The following is a 20,947-nucleotide window of genomic DNA, read 5'->3' on the forward strand; positions in this document are numbered from 1 at the left end:
GGGGGGTGTCCTCTGCGACGCTACTAATTGCGCTTGACAAACCTCCGGCTACGGTTCACCACCGTCTACTCGTCGGGACTGACGGGGCCTTTATACTGGGAACGAACTTTTTCGCCTTCTCGCCACTGCCAGTAGTAGTAGCGGTTGTCGTTAATCTCCTTGATCGTGATCGTGGCCTTCGCCGGGACGTCGTCCGGCAGATCGTCGGGACGTTCTTCAATTTCGCTTTCATCTGAATCCTCTTCGAGACGTGCCTCGCCAGCTTTGTGCTCAGCTAGCTCTTCAGCGTAGCGGGCAACGCGCTGGAGCTGCTCAGAAGAGGACTCGTTGAGCGTATTGACGAGGTCTGTCGGGAGTTCCGCCGGCGGCGTCGGTGGCTCGTAGGACATCAGCGGTCGCCTCGTGTTAACCAACATAACCCGCTAATCCATAGTTTTGTTGGTTAAGTTGGTAATATCAGTCAGTCCTCGCTACCTGTAACATTACTCGCAACTTCTTTATGAATGAATTTATGACGCGAAGATGTACACCCTTAGCAATTATACTACGAGCTACTAAATCGCCACTAACCCACCAAACTTCACGGAACACATACGAGGGATGTTCATCTTACATGCGGTCACGGACGATTGCGGGAAAATATACCTCTGGGCAGAGGATTCGACACTTCCTCGTTTGCGAACAAAGGAACAGGACTCGAAAGGTGGAGAGAGGCATCCGTTTGCTGTTGACAAGCAGACTCTCAACGATATTCTGTCATATGCGGGGTATGGAAACGCAAATACGGAGATGATCACTCTCACAGTCTATTTGCCGTCAGGTCAAGATAATCCTCAGCCGTCCCCATCAATTCGGGAAGAGAACGCACAAGAGACTACCACATCACTCGCTCCGTGGCTCATCCCAGCAGTGGAAGTCGATCCAAGAGACGCTCCATTGATCCTCTCATATCTTTCGCAGCCATCTTCAACTGATAAGGAGACGATTAGTCACGGAGAAAACCTTATCAAATCGGGACGGACCGTCAAGTACTGGTCTTCTGTTTGCTCGGTAGCAGAGTCGTACGTTGAATCTGGGCGGGTTGTACCACACCTCGCAGAGAAGGACGGGTCCGTTACCGGTGTTTGGCGTGCGTACCCCTCTAGGGAAGCTGATATTGATCTGATTACGGAGCTGATGGAAGCGATGCCACCGCTCGCACGGACATCCGTAGGGATTGGATCGAAGCCTATCCTCAACCGAGGATCCCCTAATGATCCAATCGGTCGTTCCTCAAGGGATGTCTTGACGCGCGCACTAGACCAAGTGGTCAATGCGCTGTCGAAAGAGCGCTTATCCCCGACTGAGACGGACTTAGCCACGGACAAAGTGGAATCAGCCCATCAACAATGGATCCGCACGCTTCAAAGGACCGGGGAGCCGATCGATGCTGCTCCCGAGGCGATCGCTGAACTTCGAGACCAACTCGACGAGTGGACACGCCCTCCCGTGACAGGGGATGAGCAAGAAGTCAGGCTCTGTTTCCAGCTGAAAGAGCCTGAAGTGGAAACTGATATGCTGATTTCGGAGTCGGAGACGGAACCGGTTGTTCCTGACGGTTGGATGCTCGAATTGCTCCTGCAATCTGAGGACGACCCGAGCCTCGTCGTTGAGGCGAGCGAACTGTGGAACTCGGATCGCTCCACATCGAAAATACTCGCACGCCATCTCAACCAGCCCACTGAGATACTGAAAAACGAACTGGAGCGCGCATCCCCGCTATATCCACGACTCAAGGAAGAACTCGACCAATCGAAACCGACTGCGATAGAGTTATCGAACAGCGATGCCGCCGAATTCCTACAGGAATATGCAGAAGTTCTCCGGCAAGCAGGATTTGGAGTGATTCTTCCAAACTGGTGGGGAGAGCCGCCGCAACGACTGGGTGCTCGACTGGTCGTCTCTGACGCCGATGACGAGTTTGAGACTACTGGTAGCGGTCTGGGAATTGAACAGCTGTGTGAGTTCGACTGGGAGATCGTTCTCGGGGAAAACAGTCTCTCTGAAGACGAGTTGGAAGAACTATCCACACTCAAACAATCGCTCGTACACTTCCAGGGAAAGTGGGTCTCAGTACAGGACGATGACGCCAAATCGGCAAGAGACCTCCTCCATCGTGAAGAAGAACGTACTCTTGAGGAAGCGCTTCAAGCGGATACTGAGATTAGCGACGACGGAGTTAGCCTCCCGGTCGTCGAAAAGAGATTAGAGGGAACGTTCAAGAAGTTGTTTGAGCAGGATTTCGAGATATGGGCCGAGAAAATAGACACCCCGTCTGGGTTTGACGGGGAGTTGCGCTCGTATCAGAAAACGGGCCTAGGCTGGATTTCGTATCTGGAAGATCACGGCTTTGGTGGCTGTCTGGCGGACGATATGGGACTGGGGAAGACGATACAGATACTCGCCCGTCTCGTTCAAGAGCGTTCCGTTGATCCCTTGGTTGGTCCGACACTTGTAGTGTGTCCGTTGTCTGTGGTATACAACTGGAAAAGTGAGGCGAATAAGTTTACACCAGATCTGACGGTACATATTCACCACGGCCAAGGTCGAATGTCGGGGGGCGACCTTGCCAGCGCCATACAACACCACGACGTAATCATTACTACCTACGGGACGGCGAGGAGCGATATCGAACTACTGCGAGACATTCAGTTCCATAGGATCGTTCTTGATGAGGCACAGAAGATCAAAAACACATCAGCCAGTCGTACACAGGCGATAAGGTCACTGTCGGCTCATCATCGGTTGGCGTTAACTGGAACTCCCGTTGAGAACCGGTTGAGTGAACTTTGGTCCATTATGGAGTTCTGCAATCCCGGACTACTTGGCACCGAGAGCCAATTCAGAAACGCCTTTTCTCGGCCTATTGAGGAACAGGGAGATATTGAGAAGATGGAGCAGCTCAGACAACTCATACGTCCATTTGTGCTGCGACGTGAGAAAACTGACAACTCGATAATCGACGATCTTCCGGAGAAATTGGAAAAAAAGGAGTACTGTGGACTCACTGAGGAACAAGCAACCCTATACAAGGCAGTAGCCGATGAAATCTTTGAGCAAATTGAGCAGTCCCAGGATATCGAACGAAGGGGGCGAATTCTGAAGCTGATCGGCAATCTCAAATCGATTTGTAATCACCCACGTCAGTATCTTAACGACGATCAGCGTATCAGTGGTCGATCGGGCAAGCTTGACGTCCTTGATGACCTCGTCCAGAAGATAGGAGCTAATGACGAGAAGGGACTGATATTCACACAATACACCCAGATGGCGGAGCTGCTGTTAGAACACTTACGAGGTCAAGGCCACCGTGTGTTCTACCTCTATGGGGGGACAGCGAAGGAGGAGCGGGAAGAGATGATTGACGAATTTGAGAACACTGAGGGATCCTGTTTCTTCTTGTTATCACTGCATGCTGGTGGCACCGGGATCAATCTCACGCCGGCTAACTACGTTATCCACTATGACCGGTGGTGGAACCCTGCCGTCGAAAAGCAAGCAACTGACCGAGCGTATCGGATTGGGCAAGACAATAACGTACAGGTACACAAACTGATTTGTCGAGGAACGATCGAAGAATCGATCGACCAAATTATTGAGAGCAAGCGTGACCTAGCAGAACAGGTACTGGCCGATAGCGACGAGTGGATAACTGAACTATCGGATGAAGAACTTCGCAACCTCGTATCGTTATCAGCAGACTCTCTGGTATGACTTGGTCTAATAGACAACTCGTCAACAGTGAGGAGACCAACCAGGACTCACGAAAACCGAGTGCGACGTGGTGGAGACATCGATTTTCCGCAACAAATGCATCAGTTGAGGGTGTGAATGATTCGCTCGAAGAATCTCTTGACGAATTCTGGACTGGGCTACCTGAGGAGTATGAGATCCCTTCCGAAGATGCTGAAGAGGATGAACAGACGAAATTAGCATCACTCGGTGCTCCACCAGAGGGATTCAGTCGGGCTTTTGAGATGGCTAATCGGCTCCACGAGAAAATTCAAGAGCCACAGAGATATCAGACTCAACAAACTCAATTCACACCAGAAACGTCTATCAGAACCGTAGTGGACGAGATTCCACGTGCAGGACCGGTTATCGTAACGAATCTGGAAAACGAGGGTTACGAGACACTCGGTGATCTGGAGGGAGTTTCCAATCGCGAATTAATGAGAGTGAACCGAGTTGGAACGGAAACAGCAGAGCGGTTGATTGAGTTCACCCAGAATCAGATACCGGGAGATCGAGATTGGAATCGAGCGAGCGACCGATCAGCTATCTCGAACGATGTTGAGCTCCGCAAGATTTCGGAGCAGATCCCCGGTTTCGGAGATACCAGTCGAAAGAAGATCGAAAAAGAGGGATATGAGACTGTAGGAGACGTACGTGCTGCAACGGCTAATGAACTAACTGATATTAAACAGATTGGCGAAGGGACTGTTTCGAAACTTTTGGACTACATAGAAAATAATTCAGGAGAACCCAGTCCAATAGCAGATAAACAGATACCAGACGATACCTCGATAGAAGATTTCGCGGCAGATGTTCCGAGTGTGGGTCGGGTGTTGATCTCTAAATTGACTCAAGAGGGGTATGAGACGGTAGGTGATCTTCGTACTGCGACCATTGAGGACCTAACCAACGTCGAGCATATCGGTGAAAAGAAGGCAGAATCTCTTTTGGAACACGCTGGTTTGAGGATGTAGACAGTGAGTCCGGGTTTGAGGAATTTACAGTCCCACACGCTTGACCTGCCAACGGAGTCGAACCGGTACTTAGTGGCGGAGAACATAGCTTCGATCACCTAGTCCTATCCGTGGTGACTGCCATCCAACCGGTCGTTGCGAATACGTCAAGTTAGCGAATAGCTGGAGGTGAATGCGATCAGAGATTCAAACGACACTCGCGGTATGGAGGATTCGTAAAGCATCGGCTGCTCACATGTTAACCAACAAAGTGCGTACCGGTATAGATTTGTTGGTTAAACAGATATCGCCCCGTCACGGGCTGAAGAGTATGAATAGCAAACTATTCGGGAATAGAACGTTCCATTAGATGTCGTCGGGACGAAGCGCGTTCTCGTACTTGACCATCTTCTCGGATTTATCGCCGATGGTGTCGTAGATCTGTTGGAGCGTCTCTTCAGCGGCGAGCAGGTTGTGCTCCTCCAGGAACTCCTGACCCTCTTCGGTGAGACCGTAGAACTTCCAGGGGTAGCCCTGTCGGCGCTGGTCGTCGTCCAGGGCGACCTCCTTCACGATGCCCTCATCGATCAGCTTCTGGATGTGCTTGTAGACAGTGGCGTCACTCACGCTGGGGTTGAGCTCCTCGAGTTCGTACATCGAAGGAAGCTGCTCGGGGTGCTGGAGGATGTTGTTGATTAGGGCAAACCGCGTCTGCTGAGTGACGAAATGGATGAGTTCCCGTGGTGCCGTGTTCTCACCGTTCCCAAGGCCATCGTCCATATTGGTGTGTTCAATCGAGTACGCCAAAGTAGTTTACCCCAGAGTAAACTACCACGCAGAAGCGACTGAGAAGCAAGACAGGAGCTTACACCTGTGGTGGAAGCTGACCATCTGGACGTGGGACCTGCCCCTGTTTGATTTCGTGATCGACGCGACGCATATGTTTGCAGCCCCCGTCTGGAGCGCGCTGCTGCCAATCGGAACAGGTACAGGATTGCCCGATGATATCGACTTCGTATCGATTTCCGGACGCCGCTTCGACTTCGTAGCGACCACCCTTGGCGAGTAGGGAGACGGTCATCGCTTCCTCGACAGCGCGCTTTGTGCGGGGCTCGAGATCATCAGCTGAGGTGGAGCCGTCTGATACGAGCATTCGGTCGCGGACGTCTCCCGCCTGTCCGCCGTCTGGAGCGACAGCGCTTCCAATCTCCTGAATCCGGTTTTCCAAGAGTGCTTCCGCAAGGTTCCCCTCCGGCCAGAGAAAGTGGACTTCTCGTCGCTCTCGATGATCGTAGGAGCCACAGGTGGCGGCATTCCCTTCCCAGACTCGCCATGCCCTCAGCGCGGCCATCACGGTGAGGATGCCCCGAGGAACCGGTGTTTGGTCCTCAGGGTAGAACACTCGAAAGCGCGTACAGTCGTCCTGTGGCGGTACTGTGTCCCACCACTCGACGTCGGACCCCCAACTGTCGTACATCGCTTGATCTCGGCCGTATCCGACCGTCACGCCATCGACCTGCGGGACCTCCTCGGGGATCGCGTTGGCATCGCCTTCGAGGAGTCGGAGTACAGCGTACCGGAGATACTCGTGTGTAGGGGAGTTCGTGGTTTGGGCGATCTGGTCGTACTGCTCTGCGACTCGCTCCGCTTCTGCCAGAACGGCTCTGAGATGTCGCTCTGTCATAATTCGGTGAGGCTGGAATGCGCCTCCACCCCTCGGCGGGCGCTCAAAAAATTAACCAACGCACCAGCCAGATATCCCGACTTGTTGGTTAATCGCCAGAGCTCCGGATGCAGCACCCATCGGTCATCCACACCGACATCGGCCGTTGCCTACGGCGATCCCTGTTGGGAGATCACCGTGTCCAACTGCTCCCAGACCATTTCGAACGCCGGCGGATCACCGGTCAGGTCCGGCAGCGTGGTCTCCCACTGGTGGCGGATCGTTTCTTGTTGCTCGTCCGGGAGTCCGTCGCTCAGATCAACGGTGAGCCCATCGTGTTTGCACTTCGCGTCGAAGGCGGGCCCCACGTCGGCAAAGTTGATGGTGACCGAATCGGTTTCGAGCAGCTGATAGAGGTCGTAGTAGTCACGGGCGGCCCCGCGCTGGTAGATCGCTCGGAGCTTTTCAGCGAAGATCTCCTCGACGCTGTACGCCTGGAGGTCGAACTCGGGCACGTCTTCGTACGCGTGCGTGTGCTGAACAGGATCGAAAGCGACGTGCTCGTCGACCATCACGTCGATGCTGGTCGTGTTGGGGTGGTTGAGGACGCCGCGGTACTGAATGCTGATGTCGACGTAGTGGGTCGGGTAGTGGTCCTGCTGAGATTCGTGATGCTCTCGAATCTCGAATTCGATGCCAGAGCGGTCGGCAATCGTATCGAGGACCGTTCGGAGTTCCTGTTTGGACCCCTGGTACTCCCCTTCGACGCCAAAATCGAGGTCTTCTGAGAATCGCCACGATTGCGGGAAATACAGCTTGGACAGCGCGGTCCCGCCTTTGAACAGGAGGTTGTCGCCGTAGCCGCTCGTGAAGATGCCCCAGAGAAGCCACGAATTGACGTAGTTCTTCTCGGCGTACCCTTGCCGAACGCCCAGTTCGCGAGCGAGAATCCGGAGCCGGTCCTGACTGATCATCGCGATCAGGACTCCGTCGGCTCCAGCGTGGCTGGCTCGACGTTGATTCGGAGGCGATACGTACTGTCGGTCGATCCGGTGTCGGGTCGCGTCGGGTCCAGCAACGAGTAGCCACTCGTGAACGACGCGACGAGTTCCTCGCGGGCGGGGAGGCCGATGCCGAGCTGATCGGCGAGGTAGACGATCCGCTTGGTCGCCGCGCCGTTGTCGAGGCGTTCGAGGTACTCGCCGACGGTGTCCCAGTCGCAGCCCCGGTCGTCGGCGGTGCGCATCGCGGTTGCAAGTTCTCGAAGGCCACCACAGAACTCGGGGTGGTCCGCACAGTCGACCAGCGTCTTCTCCAGGTTGCTGACCTGAACGGTCGTGCCTTCGATGGATGTCGGCTCAAAGCCGAAGAACTTCCGCTCGGTGACTGTCGTGACGCGGTACGGGACACCGTGGATCTCTCGGCTTTGCGCTCGGGTCGGCGTGACGACGTACACCGTCCGGGGAACCTGTTCGGTCAGCCCGTGGTGGCTGAGGGCGCTGTAGTAGCCGATGTACATTGGCTCGGCGACGTGGGCGGCGATGAGGTACTCGTGGGTGGTGTACACGGCTTCCTCGCCGGCTGTGAGTGGAATGATGAGATACGTGCCCGAGAAGAGCCGGTCGAGCCAGCCCTTCTCGGTGAGTCGGGAGGCGATCTCGCGGGCGGTATTTGGGGGGACCTCCAGCGTCGTCTCGATGTCGTCGACGGAGATGATTTGGTGACCCGCGCCAGCGAGTTGTGCAAGGAGTCGACTTTCTCGAGTCGAGAGACCCTGGCGTATATTTTGTGTTTGCTCTATGGTACTCATACCTGCGTTTCTTACATAGAGTATAAACACGGGCCTGCTTTAGCCTTGCGACTGCCGCGGACGGCGGAGACAAGCAGACTTAACCAACAGAATCGGGGTGTGGAACCGTGCGTTGGTTAAGGATTCAAGCGCCGTCTTCGGCTACGTCGATGAGCTCTTCTGCTGTGGAACTGATCCGGTCGAGACGGTCGCGAACGATCTCGGGATCGTCCGACTCCCACGCGGCCAAGTAGAACGCCGACCCGCTGGTATCTAACCCACAGTACCGCCCGACGACGTACGCGACCGCCTCGGCTTCGACTTCGCGTTTCGACCGCTCGGTGTCGTCGTCGACGTCGAAGTGGAGCAGGGCGTGGGCGTACTCGTGGATCAACGTCCGCGCAAGGTCGGCATCGTTCTCCCGATCACGCACCTCGACACGCGGTTGCATACCGACGAGACTCAGCTGCTCGCAGATGCCTTTCGCCTCGCCGTGCGTCCACTCCGCTTCCGGAATAATCCGAACCGTCACGCCAAGTTCGTCGGCGGCTCCAGTCAGCCGACCGACGAGGTCGCCGGCGTCCCCGGTTGCTTCCGTGTCGAGATCAGGAAGCGGCTCGCCTTCGGTCTGAGAGACGTCAAACACCGGCGCGGGCTTGAACCCGACCAGGCCCTCGGACCACTCTTCAGGCGACGTCTCGTCGTAGTCACAGTCACTGTCCTCGTGGTAGCTCGGCGAGTTCTCGCACTCTGGACACTGCTTCGTGATGATCGGCGCCCAGATCCAGATGGCCGACTCCCCCTCCGTGACGTGGCGGTCGAACTCTTCCTGCCACGTCCGGTAGCCCGTCACCCGGGTCGCCTCGGGACACTGCCGCTTGATGAGGAGCGTGTTCCGGTAGGAGTAGTCGTGGAAACGACTCTGGACGTCGAGCCACTCCTGGAACTCTTCGCTGGCCTGCGCGTCGTCGACGCCGGCGACGAGGTCGTCGATCCACTGTTCGATGGTGCTGTTCATCTCGTCGGATCGTGTGTCGGTCTGCTCGAAGGAGACCGACGAGTCACTAGTCGTAGCCATTGTGTTCACCGAATCAAGGTCACGGCGACTGCGTCTGTTCAGACCGCGCCGCACCCCTCAGGGGCGTCCAAAAAACCGCTCTGTCGGTTAGCGGAGTTCGTGGCGTTCGTCAGCGAAGCCGACCGTGACGAGGTACTCGAGGAACTCGTCGAAGCGCTCGACGTCGCTGGGTGTGTCAGTCGCAAGGTGACGCGTCCACTCGATGGCCCACTGGAAGGCGGGATCTGTCCCGCCCTTGCCGTGTAGATACCACCACCGGGCCGCTTTGAGAACCACTATGGGATTCGTCGGCGGCTGCTCACCGGCGAGCCCACGGGTGATGGACTCGATTTCGTCGGGGACGTCGGCGGAATCGACCTCCGCTGATTGCGTGTTGTCGATATCGACCGGGATCTCGTCGACCGAGACGTTGTCGGGACTCTGTTGTTGACTCACTGGAAGTCACCTCTGAGGGCTCTCGAAGGAGCCCTCGCCCTCTCTGGGGGCACGAAAAACAGGTCGCGAAGTCACGCCGGCGGGAGGTAGACGCTCTGCTCGCCGGCGATCTCCTCCAGGTTGTTTCGGTGACGGTGGCTGAAGTAGCACTCGTAGCTGCAGTATCCACAGATTGCGCCGGTATCGTATTCGGCCACGTACGGGCCGCGGCGAGTTCGCCAGACGTTCGTCCCGCACTCGGTACAGACGGCGTCCTCGAGAACGGCAGGACTCGGTCCCTCGTACTCGACGTTGAGCCCCTCGTCTTCCGGTGTCGTTTCGGGCCAGATCCCGTGGCCCCTCCAAAACTCACGGACGCGAGCGAGGCTGTGGCGCACTGTTTTTCGGACGGTGACGTGGTCGGCGTCGCGACCGCTGTCGTCCCAGCCGTCGGCCGTCCAGAACTCACCGAACTGTGCGCCACGATGTAGCCCGTTCCAGTCGACGCCGACGATGTCGGCTGGTGGCTCGTCCGTGAGTGTCGGTCTGGTCAGCTGTCGAATGGCGTTGAGCTGCTTGGGCGGACTCCCGCCGAGGATATGGACGCGTCGTCCTCTCCAATCGGCTGGGTCGGAGAACTCGTGGGCCAGGCGGTCGGCGTATCCCCGTGAATATCCGAGGACGAGGGTCTCGGGTATCGCATCGATCACCGCCCGCGACTTCGGAACGACGATGAGCTCGGCCTCGGGGTAGCTCGCTTGGATCTCGCGAGCGGCAGCGATGTGGGCGTCGACGGCATCTGGTTCGTAGATGTCGCCGATGACACCGACCTGTGGCTCGTGCTCGAAGAAGCAATCGACGAATCGTTCCAGGTCGGGATTGCGGAAGTCGTTATCGAGCATCCCCACCGGAATCTCGAGGTTCTGGTACTGGTCTGCCTGATACCCACAGTCTTCTCGAAACCCGGGGAGAAACCCGAGGGCCAACGCATCAGCGACGAATGGGGCTCGATGCAGGAACGCTATCTGGTCTGCCTGTCTGGCAGCAGCGATGTCGCTAGCCGTGCTGGAGTCTGGACTCAAATCGAGGGACATGACTGAACTCGCGAGGCGGCTGCTGGGCGCCCCGCACCCATTCAGGGGGCTGAAAAAACGGGACACTCTCAACGTTAACCAACACGAGGTGGTAGCTGACTCCGGTTGTTGGTTAAGACCGATCGCTACGTCTCATCCTCACGCAACTCTTCGGCCTTCCACTGGAGCCGACGCAGAATCTGCGTCCGATTCTGGTTGGCGTTTTCGTAGGCAACACACTCACGGAGTGTCTCCATATCGGGGATCGTCGCGATCCCAGCCTTGATCAGTCGGTGGTTCGGTGCTTCGAGGCGCTTCTCGGGTGGGAATTCGTCGTCAGCCCCGCTGTTGTCCGCGGATTTCTCCATCTCTATCGCCCTCCACCCCTGAAGGGCGAGAAAGACAGAGCAGCCGACTACCCCATCATCGCAGCGTCAGGCCATCGCGTCCTGGAACCGCTCACGAAGCGCGTCCTCACGTTCCTCGAACTGGTCGACCTTCTCCTGTAGATCGTCGCTGACGCGCTCGATGCTCGCGAGTGCCCGCTCGCCGGCGAGCGACGCCTGCGACCCGTCGTCGCTGTCGGCCTCCAGCTGCTCCTCGTAGGCTCGCTCGACCCGCCCGATGGTGCCCTCCGGGTTGAACAGGATGTCGTTGGCCGTGCGGACGTAGCCGTCCAGTGACGCACCCTCCTTGCCCTGGAAGAAGTGAGTGAGCGCGTACGTGGCGCCGGAATGGAGCGTCCACATATCGATCTCGACGGGAGAGGCCGCGTTGGCCTCCGCATCACTCGCGGCACGCTCGGCCAGGTAGTCCGGGAAGCCCAGCAGGCTGTAGAACTCCGTGACGGTGAACGGCAGGTCTGAGAAGTCGAGGTCGATGTCCTGTGCGTCACGGATGAACTCGAAGAGGTCGTCGGCGACGAGTTCGACCTGTGCGAGGAGTTCCTCCCACCAGCTCCGGAAGTTCCGCACGTCGCCGACGTGTTTGATGACCTCCTTGTCGGTGAGCGAGCGCATCGTGTTGGAACAATAGCCGTCCTGAGCGAACCCCTCCACGTAGACGGCGTGCTCGCCGAAGAAGTCGTAGCCCGACGTGACGCCCATCGTGATCGGGTCCGACCGGCCGGGGAGGCGCACCTCGAGGCCGTCGAACATGATGTCCATATGGACCTCGCCGCCGCCCCGGTAGCGACGAATCTCGCCGAACATCACGTCACCCAGCGGCGTTCCGTCGATAGTCTCCTCCCGAAGGACCTCCTCTAGAGGGCCGTAGACGTCGACCGGGTTGATGATCGAGTACGAGTCGGTCGGAATATGGAACAAGGAATCCGTTTCGGCGTCCTCCTCACGGGCCTGCTCTCGAGCGCGACTCGGCTCGACGAGCGCGTTGAACCGCTCCGTCTCGACCCACTCGTCGGTGTACGGATTCTTGTAGGCCACGGTCGACTCGACGGCCTGCGGGAGGTCGCGGATCGCCTCAGCGAAGCTCACGGTGTGTTTGCCGCCGTGACGCTGACGATACCACTCGGGTAGTTCGGTGTCGGTACGTCCATCGACGCCAGCGAAGATGGTTCTCGACTCTGGGTCTTTCATCGTAGTCACCTCGACGCAGGAACGCTCATCGACGGCTGCCTGCATCGTCTCGCGCCCTGCGCCCCTCTGCCGGGCGCAACAACAACACCACGTTAACCAACATTGACCCAGGCAACAGCCGACTGTTGGTTAATAACCAACCGGCGGCGACACATCTTACTGTCGTTACTCAGTACTTGAGCGACGAAGTCGTACCTGCTACGGGTTCGGAATCCACGGATGTCTCTCCCAGGGGAGATGGCTCAATCCGATTCTACTATATCCCGCAAAAGCTTATGTCGGGCACGTAAATCTCCTGCTGTCCAATCGCTCTCCGTGTCGTTACTCATTGAGTGAACAAGCGGGTTATAGTGAGCAACAGCATCTCGAAGGTCTTTCACATCCCATATTGTTGCCCCATATGATTCTAGATCTACCGGTAGCTGCTGCATCTCATCGGCCTCAGACAGGATGTCAAGTAGTTTCCCTACGGTACCCCCGGCTAGCTTGTCAGGTGCGAGATCGCCGACATAGGTCGTGCGGATGTGAATGTCGGTCTCAGTTTCCCAGTCCGGGATGTGTTCACGGATGATCTTTCGTAGTCGAATTTCAAACTGAGCGAGAAGCACGTACAGATACTGGTAGACGGGAATCTTGTTCAGGTCGAATCGGGTCACGATTCCCTCCGGATCATTTGGCTGGCCGACGAAACAGAACCGTTCTCCGTCTCTTCCTAGTCGTTCAATTACCGTCCCGACTTCTTCTCCGGGAGCGACGCAATCTGAGTCCGTTAGCGGCAGTACGTGTTCGGTGACGGGCTCTTCACCTCGTATCTCCATCTCTGCTCTGGAGACGTAGCCACGAAGTCCCTCTAGTTGCTCCGGATCATCGAAGACGAATGCAGCGTCGTAGTCCTCATAGTAGAGATCTAAGTAGACGAAGGCAGCGTCATCCTCAGCACTATATACATCCAACTCCGGGAAACATGTCGCTGTATGGCGAGCAGGCTCGCTGATTGTCGGTGAGGTTGCACTCGCCATGAGTTGGGACTCAACTTCTGATGGGTCTGGTCGGATTGATGATACCGCTGGGTCGAACTCCTCTGACTCCGGACTATTGACTTTGAGGAGCATGTGGGGAATATCGGCCTCAAAATGGTCGCGATCAACCGATTCAACATCTGCAACTTTCGGAGCCAAGTAACTGCGGAAGGGGCCCTTTGTCTCTTCTGTTTTGAATCCTCTCGTAGTCAAGAATACACCGTTTCCGTCCTCTGTTAGGACGTGTAGCGACCGTTCGAGAAACAGCAGGCCGGTATGGATACGGGCTGTATCCGGAGATATCTGAGCAAAGGAGGTAGCATACTCGCGCTGCTTTTCCTCACTCAGATCAATCCACTGGACGGTTGGCGGATAGCTAAGCACGAACTCAAACGAGTCAAGGCGTGCGTCCGCACTCAGATAGTCTCCGTTCCGAACCTCTACTTGGTCAGTGTAGTTCTCTCGAACCGTCTCGACATACTCGTCCTCTGTATCGATCGCAACCCCAGATGGTGGGTCATGCACCGAGTCCTCGAAATATCGTTCCACAGCAGAAATTAATTCACCTTTCCCACATCCCGGATACAGGATTCGCTTCCCGTACGTGGAGCTGATATCCTCGAAGAGGAGTTCAGCCATCCGATCAGCAACCGTCTCAGGAACACGAAATGGAGGCATAATCTCCCGTTTCGCATCCAACCTAATGACGTTATGCCGGGAGAGAGTGGTTCACTCATCTGAGTCGGTGGTCTCTGATTGGACTGTTTCGTGAACATTCTCCAGTTCCTCTCGGCGAGCCGACGCTCTGGTGGACGCTGATGTCGTGCTTTTTACAGAGCATTCGTTTGACTGTGAAGGTCATCTCGTCAAAATCGGCCGTCGTGATGCCGATGTCCTCCGGTGATAGGGTCTCATCAGCCGTTGATGTCTCGAAAACAGGTATCGGCCGCGATGTCGCTAGTGGGGAGCCGTCACTCGTCGCCTTCGAACCCCTCACGCGCGCGCGAATTCGCGCACGCTATTCGCGCGTAATTGGCGTCCTCAAGCGCTCTAACACCAGATTTATGGATTATGGGTGTATCTGTCCTGATAGAATGTCATCAGATCACTCTCGACTCAGGCTTGCCACCATGTTTAGTCGATTTCAGAGCCAGCCAGAGGAGGGTCGTTGAATATGCCGACGATCAACGCATACAAACACGATCTTGGTTACTACATCCGCGCTTGGACAACCGACCTCGGAAACATCAATTACAAGCTTCGCTCCCGGGGTAACACGATCATCGAACGCTTCGGATTGGAAGATGGTGACGAGATTTCGTGGGATACAATCCACGCTTTGAAATCGATTGGAGAAATCTACACCGAGGGATCCGGAACGCTCGGTCGCGATGACTTCGCCCCTCTTGATGGTGATACGAAAACTCTGTCAGAAGAGGAAGCGAAAAGACTGCTCGATTCAATTTTGGACGAGAAGAATCCGTCCGAGCAACGGATCAAGGAGCTCTGTGACATCTTAGACATAGAGCGTCCCGAGTCGAACATTGAGCGACTGGAGCAGGAGTTAGCATCCCGAATCGCCGGCATCACCAGTCGCGAGAGTTTCCAAACGGAGGTGACATTGAATGGTCCCGCCGATCAGGCAAGCATCTCTGTCAATATAGAGCCCTCGGAAGAATCCACAGAGCCACCTCTGGATTCCAAGATCAATCTTCTGCTGTTGGGCGATACGTCCCTCGATGATCCCGGGATTGCTCGACATGATATCTATCTCTGCGAGGAACATGGTCTCGAAGGATGGTCGTTTGCTTATTCGGGTTCGTGGGAGACCCATGCGGAGATGGCACGTCAGAAGGCAGAACTCATGCCAATCGTGATTCAGTGGTTCGACGATCTGAATATTGACTACGGCATTCCGAAGGAGAGTTTCGGCGGCGCTCAACGAGATCTCCTTGGATAGCATCCGCCCACACAGCCTTCGTCGCGGTATGCTCGGCTAGCGGTTATTGGAACTCACCTTCCCGGTGTCCCAGGCCTCGTGGTCGTTCCGGGGGCTGGCGGGGAAAGGAATCCGACGGCCGACGGGCGGTGTCTGGACCGCGTCCGGCTTCTTGATTGCTCGCACTCGCGGTCCCGGTTGGTCGGGACCCGACGTACATCGGCTTTCGTGCTTGGCTCCGCTCCGTGACGACCTCGCGATGGAGCATCGTACAGAGCCCCATAACGCTCTCGGCGAGGTCGAACGCCGCTGCTCGCGACCGGAGGTCGTGCTGGCTGAAGAGGATCGTCCCATCGGCCCGATCGACCCGGACCAGCCAGTCCGAGGATTGCTGGACGTGGCAGAGGACGGATTTCGAGAACTCGTAGGCGAACACGAAATGGTCGTCGTCTGTTCGGCGATGCAACCACCAGTGGTCAGGGGCGCTCTCGCTGTTGCTCTCAGAACTCATCGGTTACCCGGGACGGATGTGTCGTCCCGCACCCCTTGCGGGACGAACAACAACAACGCTCATGTCGTCGCGACTTCGTCGCCACCGTCGGCAACGTATATAGTCATAGCAAGATACTGTCCAATTACATTCGGATGGCTGTACTGGACGACCTCTCGGGATTCGAGTTCGAGGACTTGATGGAGGACGTCTTCCGGAACCTCGGCTACGAGAACGTCCGTCAGGCCGAGCGGACGGCCGACGAGGGGCGCGACGTCATCATGGAGGAGGTCGTCGATGGGACGCGACGGGCGATCATCGTCGAGTGTAAGCACACTGGGACGGTCGGCCGGCCGGTTGTCCAGAAGCTCCACTCGGCGATCGCGACGTTCGACTTCGACGGCCCCAAACGCGGAATGGTCGTCACGACTGGCCGGTTCACGAATCCTGCTCAGGAGTACGCCGACCGCCTCCAGCAGAACGACGACCCTCATCCAATCGAGTTACTCGATGGCGAGGACCTCCGGGAGATCGCCGACGAAATCGGTCTCGATCTCTACAACGGGCGCATCGAGATCCTCTGTGACGAGACGCTCCGACCGTACGACCCGGCGGCGGATGTCGACGCACCTGTCCAGGAGGCGTTCCGCGACATTGAGAACATCGAGGCCGCGGATCTGCCGGTGCCGCACTCGCAAGTGACGTTCCGACCGGTGGTTGCGATCACCGCCGACACGAACGCTGTCTTCGAGACCTCAGTCGGTGTCATCCACCGGATCAACGACCGTACACAGTTCGTTGTCCACGCTGAGCGCGGCCATCCGAAGGTGGCCGACGACGAAGTCGCGACGCTGGTCACCGAGAATTTCCACGCGACGGTTCCCCTCGATACCGGGCAGCTTACCGAGGTATTCGACGATGTCGACGAACGACGGTTCGGCCAGACCCAAACGGAGTACAAGGAGTGGGCTGTTGACCGCATCCAGGATTACCACACGACGACGGTGACCTACACCGGCGACAATAACGTCACGTACAACAAGACGTGTGAGCCCAATCTCTCGGACATCTCAGTGCAATCGATTGAGCCGGTGTATCTACCTGAGGTTCGGCAGACGACAGAGATACTGGAGTACTCGTATCCGTACGAATACTATGCTGCTGGCCCCTCACGGGTCACTCTGGAGGACGGGATTCATCGCTGCGTCCACTGCAAAACGAGCGGCGTCGACGAGACGTACACCTACTGTCCGAACTGCGGGGCGATCGCCTGCGACACCCACATCAAGACCGAACGGCTCGAAGGGGAGCCGGTCTGTACCGGCTGTGCGGTGACCGAACGGTTCGCGCTGAAGAGGAAGTACTTCTACGACGAGGAGAATCTCGACGCGTTCCGAAAGGAGTACGCCGAGATGCCGATCCACGAGAAGGCGATGGAGAACAAGCTGCTGGCTGGCGGGAGCGTGGTTGCGACGCTGCTGCTCGTCGTCGGACTCCTCGTGATCGGCGGCATCATCTAACCAGTCGCAATTTTCCGCCAGGCTGCGGGGTTAGGGTTACGAGACTCCGTACTGCTCTTTTAGTGCCATATATTCGTCCTTCTTTGGGAGGATGACTGGCAGATCATCTGTCCTGTCGAAGTCGCCCCGAAGTGGCCGATACAACGCTTTCATAATGGATTCCAGGTCGTACCACCTTGCGGTCTCGACGAGTGTCTCCTGATCGATGTTCTCCGCCTCGATCAGTAGCATCGAATAGCTGACGCGCCGGGATCCGCTATCCAGAAGGAGCGTATGGCATACGACTTCAGCAGCCGTTAGCTCCTCGTCCGGAGCATACCAGAACGGAGGCTCGCCGGCGAGGAAAAACTGTAGACCATACGCTGCAAACCGGCCCAGTCCGGTCATCTCCCAGTCCGGAGCTGCTTGGAGTGCGTCCGTATCCTCGTCGGTCTGTAGGCGAACGAGTGCTCGCTTCGGATCGCACCACGCGATCGTGGCACTGGGAGCGATTTCCCGGACTCGGGCTCGATGTTCGTGTTCTACAGTAGCCCGGACGAACGCCAACAGCGGCGAGACCTCGTCCCGGAGGGCGTACTTCGAATCGGATTGGGAGAGTAACGCTCGGTGCTTGAGCGGCGATAACGCGCTATGGACACCTTGTCGGGTGATTCCGAGTCGGTCTGCGATATCAGCGATGTGTCGTGGTCTATCGAGATACCAACACACGCGGAGTGTGGCTGGGGAGAGCAGTTCCGTCCAGTCCACGTGGCTGAACTCCGACAGCAGCGTTCGATACGCTTCGGTAACTGGATGTTCCGCGATGCGGACACGACGCTGATTGCTGGACCCACGCGTTTCTGTGAGTAATCCCGCTGCGAGCAATTCGTCGAGTACGTCGTACAGATGGTCTCGTGAATATCCGGTTTCAGCCGCCAGTTCCTCCGGTGTTGCTTTACGGCCGGTACTCAGCGTGTCAAGCACGGCGAGTCCGGCCTTCGAAATCATCTGGGTCTTTCTAAACCCTAACTATATAAATACGATTTGGGATTTTACTTGACGACTGCTTCGTCCCGGACCAGTTCTGCGAGCGCGTCCTCGAGCGACCCGTGGAATTGCCAGCTCGCCTGCTCGAAGGCCTCGTCAGTCGGGCCGTCCCAGCGGGGGAACGCGGAGTGACCGCTCACTTTGACGGTCCACTCGGTCGGATCGTCGAACGGGTTCTCCGTCGGGAGTTCGACGACGTAGAGGTACTCCTCGTCGCCATGGATGCCGTCGGCCGGATTCTCGACGCCGTGGCCCAGCAGGAACAGCGGCTGGTCGAGATGCTCCATATTGGACGGCTCAAGGAGATCCGCTGGCTGAGCCGCGTCGATCGTTCGCTCTGGGTCGCCATCCAGGTAGAGGTCGACCGTCGAGAGCTTGTCGAGGAACACGAAGGTCGCCGCCGTGTAGCCCGGGCCACGCTCTGCGCGGGTCGCATCGAGAAGCTCTTTCAGTTGTGCGAGATCCCGGAGGACGCTCCCGGGGTACCCGTCCGAATGCCGGTACACCTGCGCGACGCGGTCGGCGCTGCCATCTGTCTCACCGGTCTGTTCGACTCGTTGGACGAATCGGAGTTGGCTCCGTGTCGACATCGGTACTCGCCGGCGCGTGTGCGCCGGCACCCATCGCCGGCGCTGAAACAACACCACACAGTCGTAGCGGGATTGCAATCCGCTAAGCGAGATGTGACACCTCGTCTGGTTCCTCCACGTCGTCGAATTCACCACGCTCGACCGGCTCCCAATCCTCCCCAGGTGCTGGACTCCACCAGTCGATCTCATAGGCACCCGGTGCACCGAGGATTTTTGCCCGTGCCGAGCCGTCAGGCAGGTCGCGACGGAGCTTCTCGTCGACGTGAAGGTTCCACGTCGAGTCGGTGTCGAAGCACGCGAGCACAGCCTCCTCGTAGCCACGGTTTTCTCGGGACTCTCGGAGGACGACCTGCGTGTTACAGTTCTTGCAGAACACTCCCTCGAAGGGAATGTGGGTGAACACGTCCTGCCCGCAGACGGGGCACCAGAGGAACTCAAACAGTGCCTCGCTGTGTCGGTCGAGTACTTCGAGACTCATTGTTGGACCGACCCGGTTCGACCGGGTCACTCTCTCCGCCCCGGCCGAAAAACACCCTGCGTGTGTACGTTCTCAGCGTTCAGGGCCGTAGACGATGCGCGAGGGGGCTTCGTACCCACAGTCCGGACAGTCGTACCAGCGCTGTACCTTCGCTCCATCAGCTGTCTTCTCACCGACGAGGACGTCGTCGTTTGGACACTCCGGACAGTTCAGTTCGGGCGCTGGCTGCTCCCGAAGCGCATTCCGGAACGTTGTCGCCTCCTTCGTCTCGAAGCCTCGCGACCAGATCGGGTAGCCGTCGACGAGGATCGCCCCGCGCCACTTGTACCGGTATGAATCCGGCGCCCGGTGTAGAACGGCTCGCGCTCCAGTCTCGGTGTTTCGATACGCGAGTGTTGGTGTACGACTCTCCCGGGACCAGTTGGTGATCCGTGGCATTGTCAGTCAGAAGTGGACGTCTGCGGGGACAATCCAGAGTGTCTGGCTGTCTTCCTCTTCCTCGAGGACACGATCGAGCTGATCGCGATGGCGAATCCCCATCGCGTGCTGGTCGTACATCGGGATTGATGGCCCCTCGTAGGCCCCGACCTGATGGAACGCGTGTCGGGCGAGGTCCTCGTCGCGCATGATCGCCTCGTCGCTGAGCTCGTCGAGCGCCTCCTTCACGCGGTCGAGATTCCGCTGGAACTCTTCCTTGGTGGCGTTCCAGGCTCGATCGAGCAGTTCACCGCCCTCCTCTGAATTGATGGGTGCTGCCGTCGGTAGGTCTCCCCAGCGAGCCTTCCCGGCGACCGTCGTATCCTCTTCATCGAAGGTGCAGTAGTAGTCGAACACGGCGCAGCCGTGGGGGTTCGCCCCGACGAGACGGTCGAAGACTGCTTTCCCTTCGACAAGGGCGTCGTGCTGTGTCGGTGCCTCGACCAACGCGTAGATGACCATATGCATCTTTGTTCACCTTGGAGCGCCGACTCACCGGGACCTGCTCCGCTTTGTCTGCTCGGTGCGCCGGCACCCTTCGCCGGCGTTCGAAAAAACTCGCTTCGCGAGATCGCGTTCAGGAGTCGCGTGTCCGCTCGACGGTGATCGTTAGGTCGCCCGACTCGTAGTCGGCCTCGAAGTCGACGCTGAACGCATCCGATTGGTAGGCGGCGTGGTAGGCACGGTGCAGTTCGAGCGACCCGGTCGCCTTGAAGTGGAAGAACGCAGCTGAGGTGTAGGGTTTGCTCTGGGTTTCGACCTGCGTCTCGACAGAGGCCGGGAGTGCGATTTGCGGCGTGTCCGTGTCGATGCTCGCAGCGAACGCCTTCGCTTCCTCGACGGTGGCCTGCGAATGTGCGGGCGTCTCACCGGTTAGCACGTTCACGGGCGTCTCCGTGTCGTCGGTGAACAGGACATCGTGAAAGGTGCGCGTCCCGAGGACTGCGTCGGGACCGAACTCACAATCGTGGAATGGATTGTCGTCTGGTTTCTCGGGCATCCAATCACGAGCCCACGGTGGGGCTCAGTCCTTTCTGCCCCAGAAAAACACCATCTGCTTCGACGCAAA

The 20,947-nt window shown here is 57.5% G+C and carries 22 protein-coding genes; 4 read left to right on the top strand and 18 right to left on the bottom strand.

Annotated features, from left to right (window positions below):
* Positions 1–65: 65 nt before the first annotated feature.
* The gene (locus BLU18_RS12405; protein ID WP_092635372.1) at positions 66–389 is read right to left on the bottom strand and encodes a DUF6788 family protein; all 324 of its coding nucleotides are present in this window, start codon (positions 387–389) and stop codon (positions 66–68) included.
* 211 nt (positions 390–600) lie between these two features.
* Between BLU18_RS12405 and BLU18_RS12410 the strand changes: the two genes are divergently transcribed.
* Complete coding sequence (locus BLU18_RS12410) at positions 601–3,753, top strand: DEAD/DEAH box helicase (RefSeq protein ID WP_218124098.1); 3,153 nt, start codon at positions 601–603, stop codon at positions 3,751–3,753.
* 113 nt (positions 3,754–3,866) lie between these two features.
* Positions 3,867–4,748, top strand: coding sequence for a helix-hairpin-helix domain-containing protein (locus BLU18_RS12415; RefSeq protein WP_176791243.1), 882 nt, complete (start codon positions 3,867–3,869; stop codon positions 4,746–4,748).
* A gap of 345 nt (positions 4,749–5,093) precedes the next feature.
* Here BLU18_RS12415 and BLU18_RS12420 read toward each other — a convergent pair whose 3' ends face one another.
* The 10 genes from BLU18_RS12420 to BLU18_RS12465 all read right to left on the bottom strand — a co-directional run bounded on the left by BLU18_RS12420 (position 5,094) and on the right by BLU18_RS12465 (position 13,997).
* A complete protein-coding gene (locus BLU18_RS12420) occupies positions 5,094–5,507 on the bottom strand; it encodes a helix-turn-helix domain-containing protein (RefSeq protein ID WP_092635378.1) in 414 nt (137 codons plus the stop codon).
* Between the two features lie 85 nt (positions 5,508–5,592).
* Positions 5,593–6,411 (bottom strand): hypothetical protein, encoded by an 819-nt coding sequence (locus tag BLU18_RS12425; protein ID WP_092635380.1) that lies wholly within the window; start codon positions 6,409–6,411, stop codon positions 5,593–5,595.
* Positions 6,412–6,560: 149 nt separating this feature from the next.
* Entirely contained in the window at positions 6,561–7,364 is an 804-nt protein-coding gene (locus BLU18_RS12430) for a nucleotidyl transferase AbiEii/AbiGii toxin family protein (RefSeq protein WP_092635382.1), read from the bottom strand.
* Positions 7,365–7,369: 5 nt separating this feature from the next.
* On the bottom strand, positions 7,370–8,200 hold the full coding sequence (locus BLU18_RS12435) for a type IV toxin-antitoxin system AbiEi family antitoxin domain-containing protein (RefSeq protein WP_092635384.1): 831 nt from the start codon (positions 8,198–8,200) through the stop codon (positions 7,370–7,372).
* 124 nt (positions 8,201–8,324) lie between these two features.
* Complete coding sequence (locus BLU18_RS12440) at positions 8,325–9,257, bottom strand: ArdC-like ssDNA-binding domain-containing protein (protein WP_092635386.1); 933 nt, start codon at positions 9,255–9,257, stop codon at positions 8,325–8,327.
* 87 nt (positions 9,258–9,344) lie between these two features.
* Positions 9,345–9,692, bottom strand: coding sequence for a DUF8013 domain-containing protein (locus BLU18_RS12445; RefSeq protein WP_092635388.1), 348 nt, complete (start codon positions 9,690–9,692; stop codon positions 9,345–9,347).
* Positions 9,693–9,763: 71 nt separating this feature from the next.
* Positions 9,764–10,765 (bottom strand): DUF6610 family protein, encoded by a 1,002-nt coding sequence (locus tag BLU18_RS12450; protein WP_092635390.1) that lies wholly within the window; start codon positions 10,763–10,765, stop codon positions 9,764–9,766.
* Positions 10,766–10,890: 125 nt separating this feature from the next.
* Positions 10,891–11,112, bottom strand: coding sequence for a DUF8129 domain-containing protein (locus BLU18_RS12455; RefSeq protein ID WP_092635392.1), 222 nt, complete (start codon positions 11,110–11,112; stop codon positions 10,891–10,893).
* A 66-nt stretch (positions 11,113–11,178) separates the two neighbouring features.
* On the bottom strand, positions 11,179–12,339 hold the full coding sequence (locus tag BLU18_RS12460; protein WP_394327340.1) for a hypothetical protein: 1,161 nt from the start codon (positions 12,337–12,339) through the stop codon (positions 11,179–11,181).
* Between the two features lie 242 nt (positions 12,340–12,581).
* The gene (locus BLU18_RS12465) at positions 12,582–13,997 is read right to left on the bottom strand and encodes a class I SAM-dependent methyltransferase (RefSeq protein ID WP_092635394.1); all 1,416 of its coding nucleotides are present in this window, start codon (positions 13,995–13,997) and stop codon (positions 12,582–12,584) included.
* A 535-nt stretch (positions 13,998–14,532) separates the two neighbouring features.
* On the opposite strand from BLU18_RS12465, the gene BLU18_RS12475 reads away from it, so the two are divergent.
* Positions 14,533–15,318, top strand: a complete 786-nt coding sequence (locus BLU18_RS12475) for a hypothetical protein (protein ID WP_092635396.1) — start codon at positions 14,533–14,535, stop codon at positions 15,316–15,318.
* A 43-nt stretch (positions 15,319–15,361) separates the two neighbouring features.
* Here the strand turns inward: BLU18_RS12475 and BLU18_RS12480 are convergent, their stop codons facing one another.
* A complete protein-coding gene (locus tag BLU18_RS12480) occupies positions 15,362–15,808 on the bottom strand; it encodes a hypothetical protein (RefSeq protein ID WP_092635398.1) in 447 nt (148 codons plus the stop codon).
* Between the two features lie 134 nt (positions 15,809–15,942).
* Between BLU18_RS12480 and BLU18_RS12485 the strand changes: the two genes are divergently transcribed.
* Positions 15,943–17,307, top strand: coding sequence for a restriction endonuclease (locus tag BLU18_RS12485; protein ID WP_092635400.1), 1,365 nt, complete (start codon positions 15,943–15,945; stop codon positions 17,305–17,307).
* Between the two features lie 36 nt (positions 17,308–17,343).
* Here the strand turns inward: BLU18_RS12485 and BLU18_RS12490 are convergent, their stop codons facing one another.
* The 6 genes from BLU18_RS12490 to BLU18_RS12515 form a co-directional block, all read right to left on the bottom strand.
* On the bottom strand, positions 17,344–18,294 hold the full coding sequence (locus tag BLU18_RS12490) for a MarR family winged helix-turn-helix transcriptional regulator (RefSeq protein ID WP_092635402.1): 951 nt from the start codon (positions 18,292–18,294) through the stop codon (positions 17,344–17,346).
* Between the two features lie 44 nt (positions 18,295–18,338).
* Positions 18,339–18,923, bottom strand: a complete 585-nt coding sequence (locus tag BLU18_RS12495; protein ID WP_092635404.1) for a hypothetical protein — start codon at positions 18,921–18,923, stop codon at positions 18,339–18,341.
* 82 nt (positions 18,924–19,005) lie between these two features.
* On the bottom strand, positions 19,006–19,401 hold the full coding sequence (locus BLU18_RS12500; protein ID WP_092635406.1) for a DUF7567 family protein: 396 nt from the start codon (positions 19,399–19,401) through the stop codon (positions 19,006–19,008).
* A gap of 72 nt (positions 19,402–19,473) precedes the next feature.
* The gene (locus BLU18_RS12505; protein WP_092635408.1) at positions 19,474–19,839 is read right to left on the bottom strand and encodes a DUF7568 family protein; all 366 of its coding nucleotides are present in this window, start codon (positions 19,837–19,839) and stop codon (positions 19,474–19,476) included.
* 6 nt (positions 19,840–19,845) lie between these two features.
* On the bottom strand, positions 19,846–20,346 hold the full coding sequence (locus BLU18_RS12510) for a DUF7995 family protein (RefSeq protein ID WP_092635410.1): 501 nt from the start codon (positions 20,344–20,346) through the stop codon (positions 19,846–19,848).
* A 109-nt stretch (positions 20,347–20,455) separates the two neighbouring features.
* The gene (locus tag BLU18_RS12515; protein ID WP_092635411.1) at positions 20,456–20,878 is read right to left on the bottom strand and encodes a DUF8025 family protein; all 423 of its coding nucleotides are present in this window, start codon (positions 20,876–20,878) and stop codon (positions 20,456–20,458) included.
* Positions 20,879–20,947 lie beyond the last annotated feature (69 nt).

Origin of the sequence: Haloplanus vescus (genome assembly GCF_900107665.1) — an archaeon.
Classification (GTDB): Archaea; Halobacteriota; Halobacteria; order Halobacteriales; family Haloferacaceae; genus Haloplanus; species Haloplanus vescus.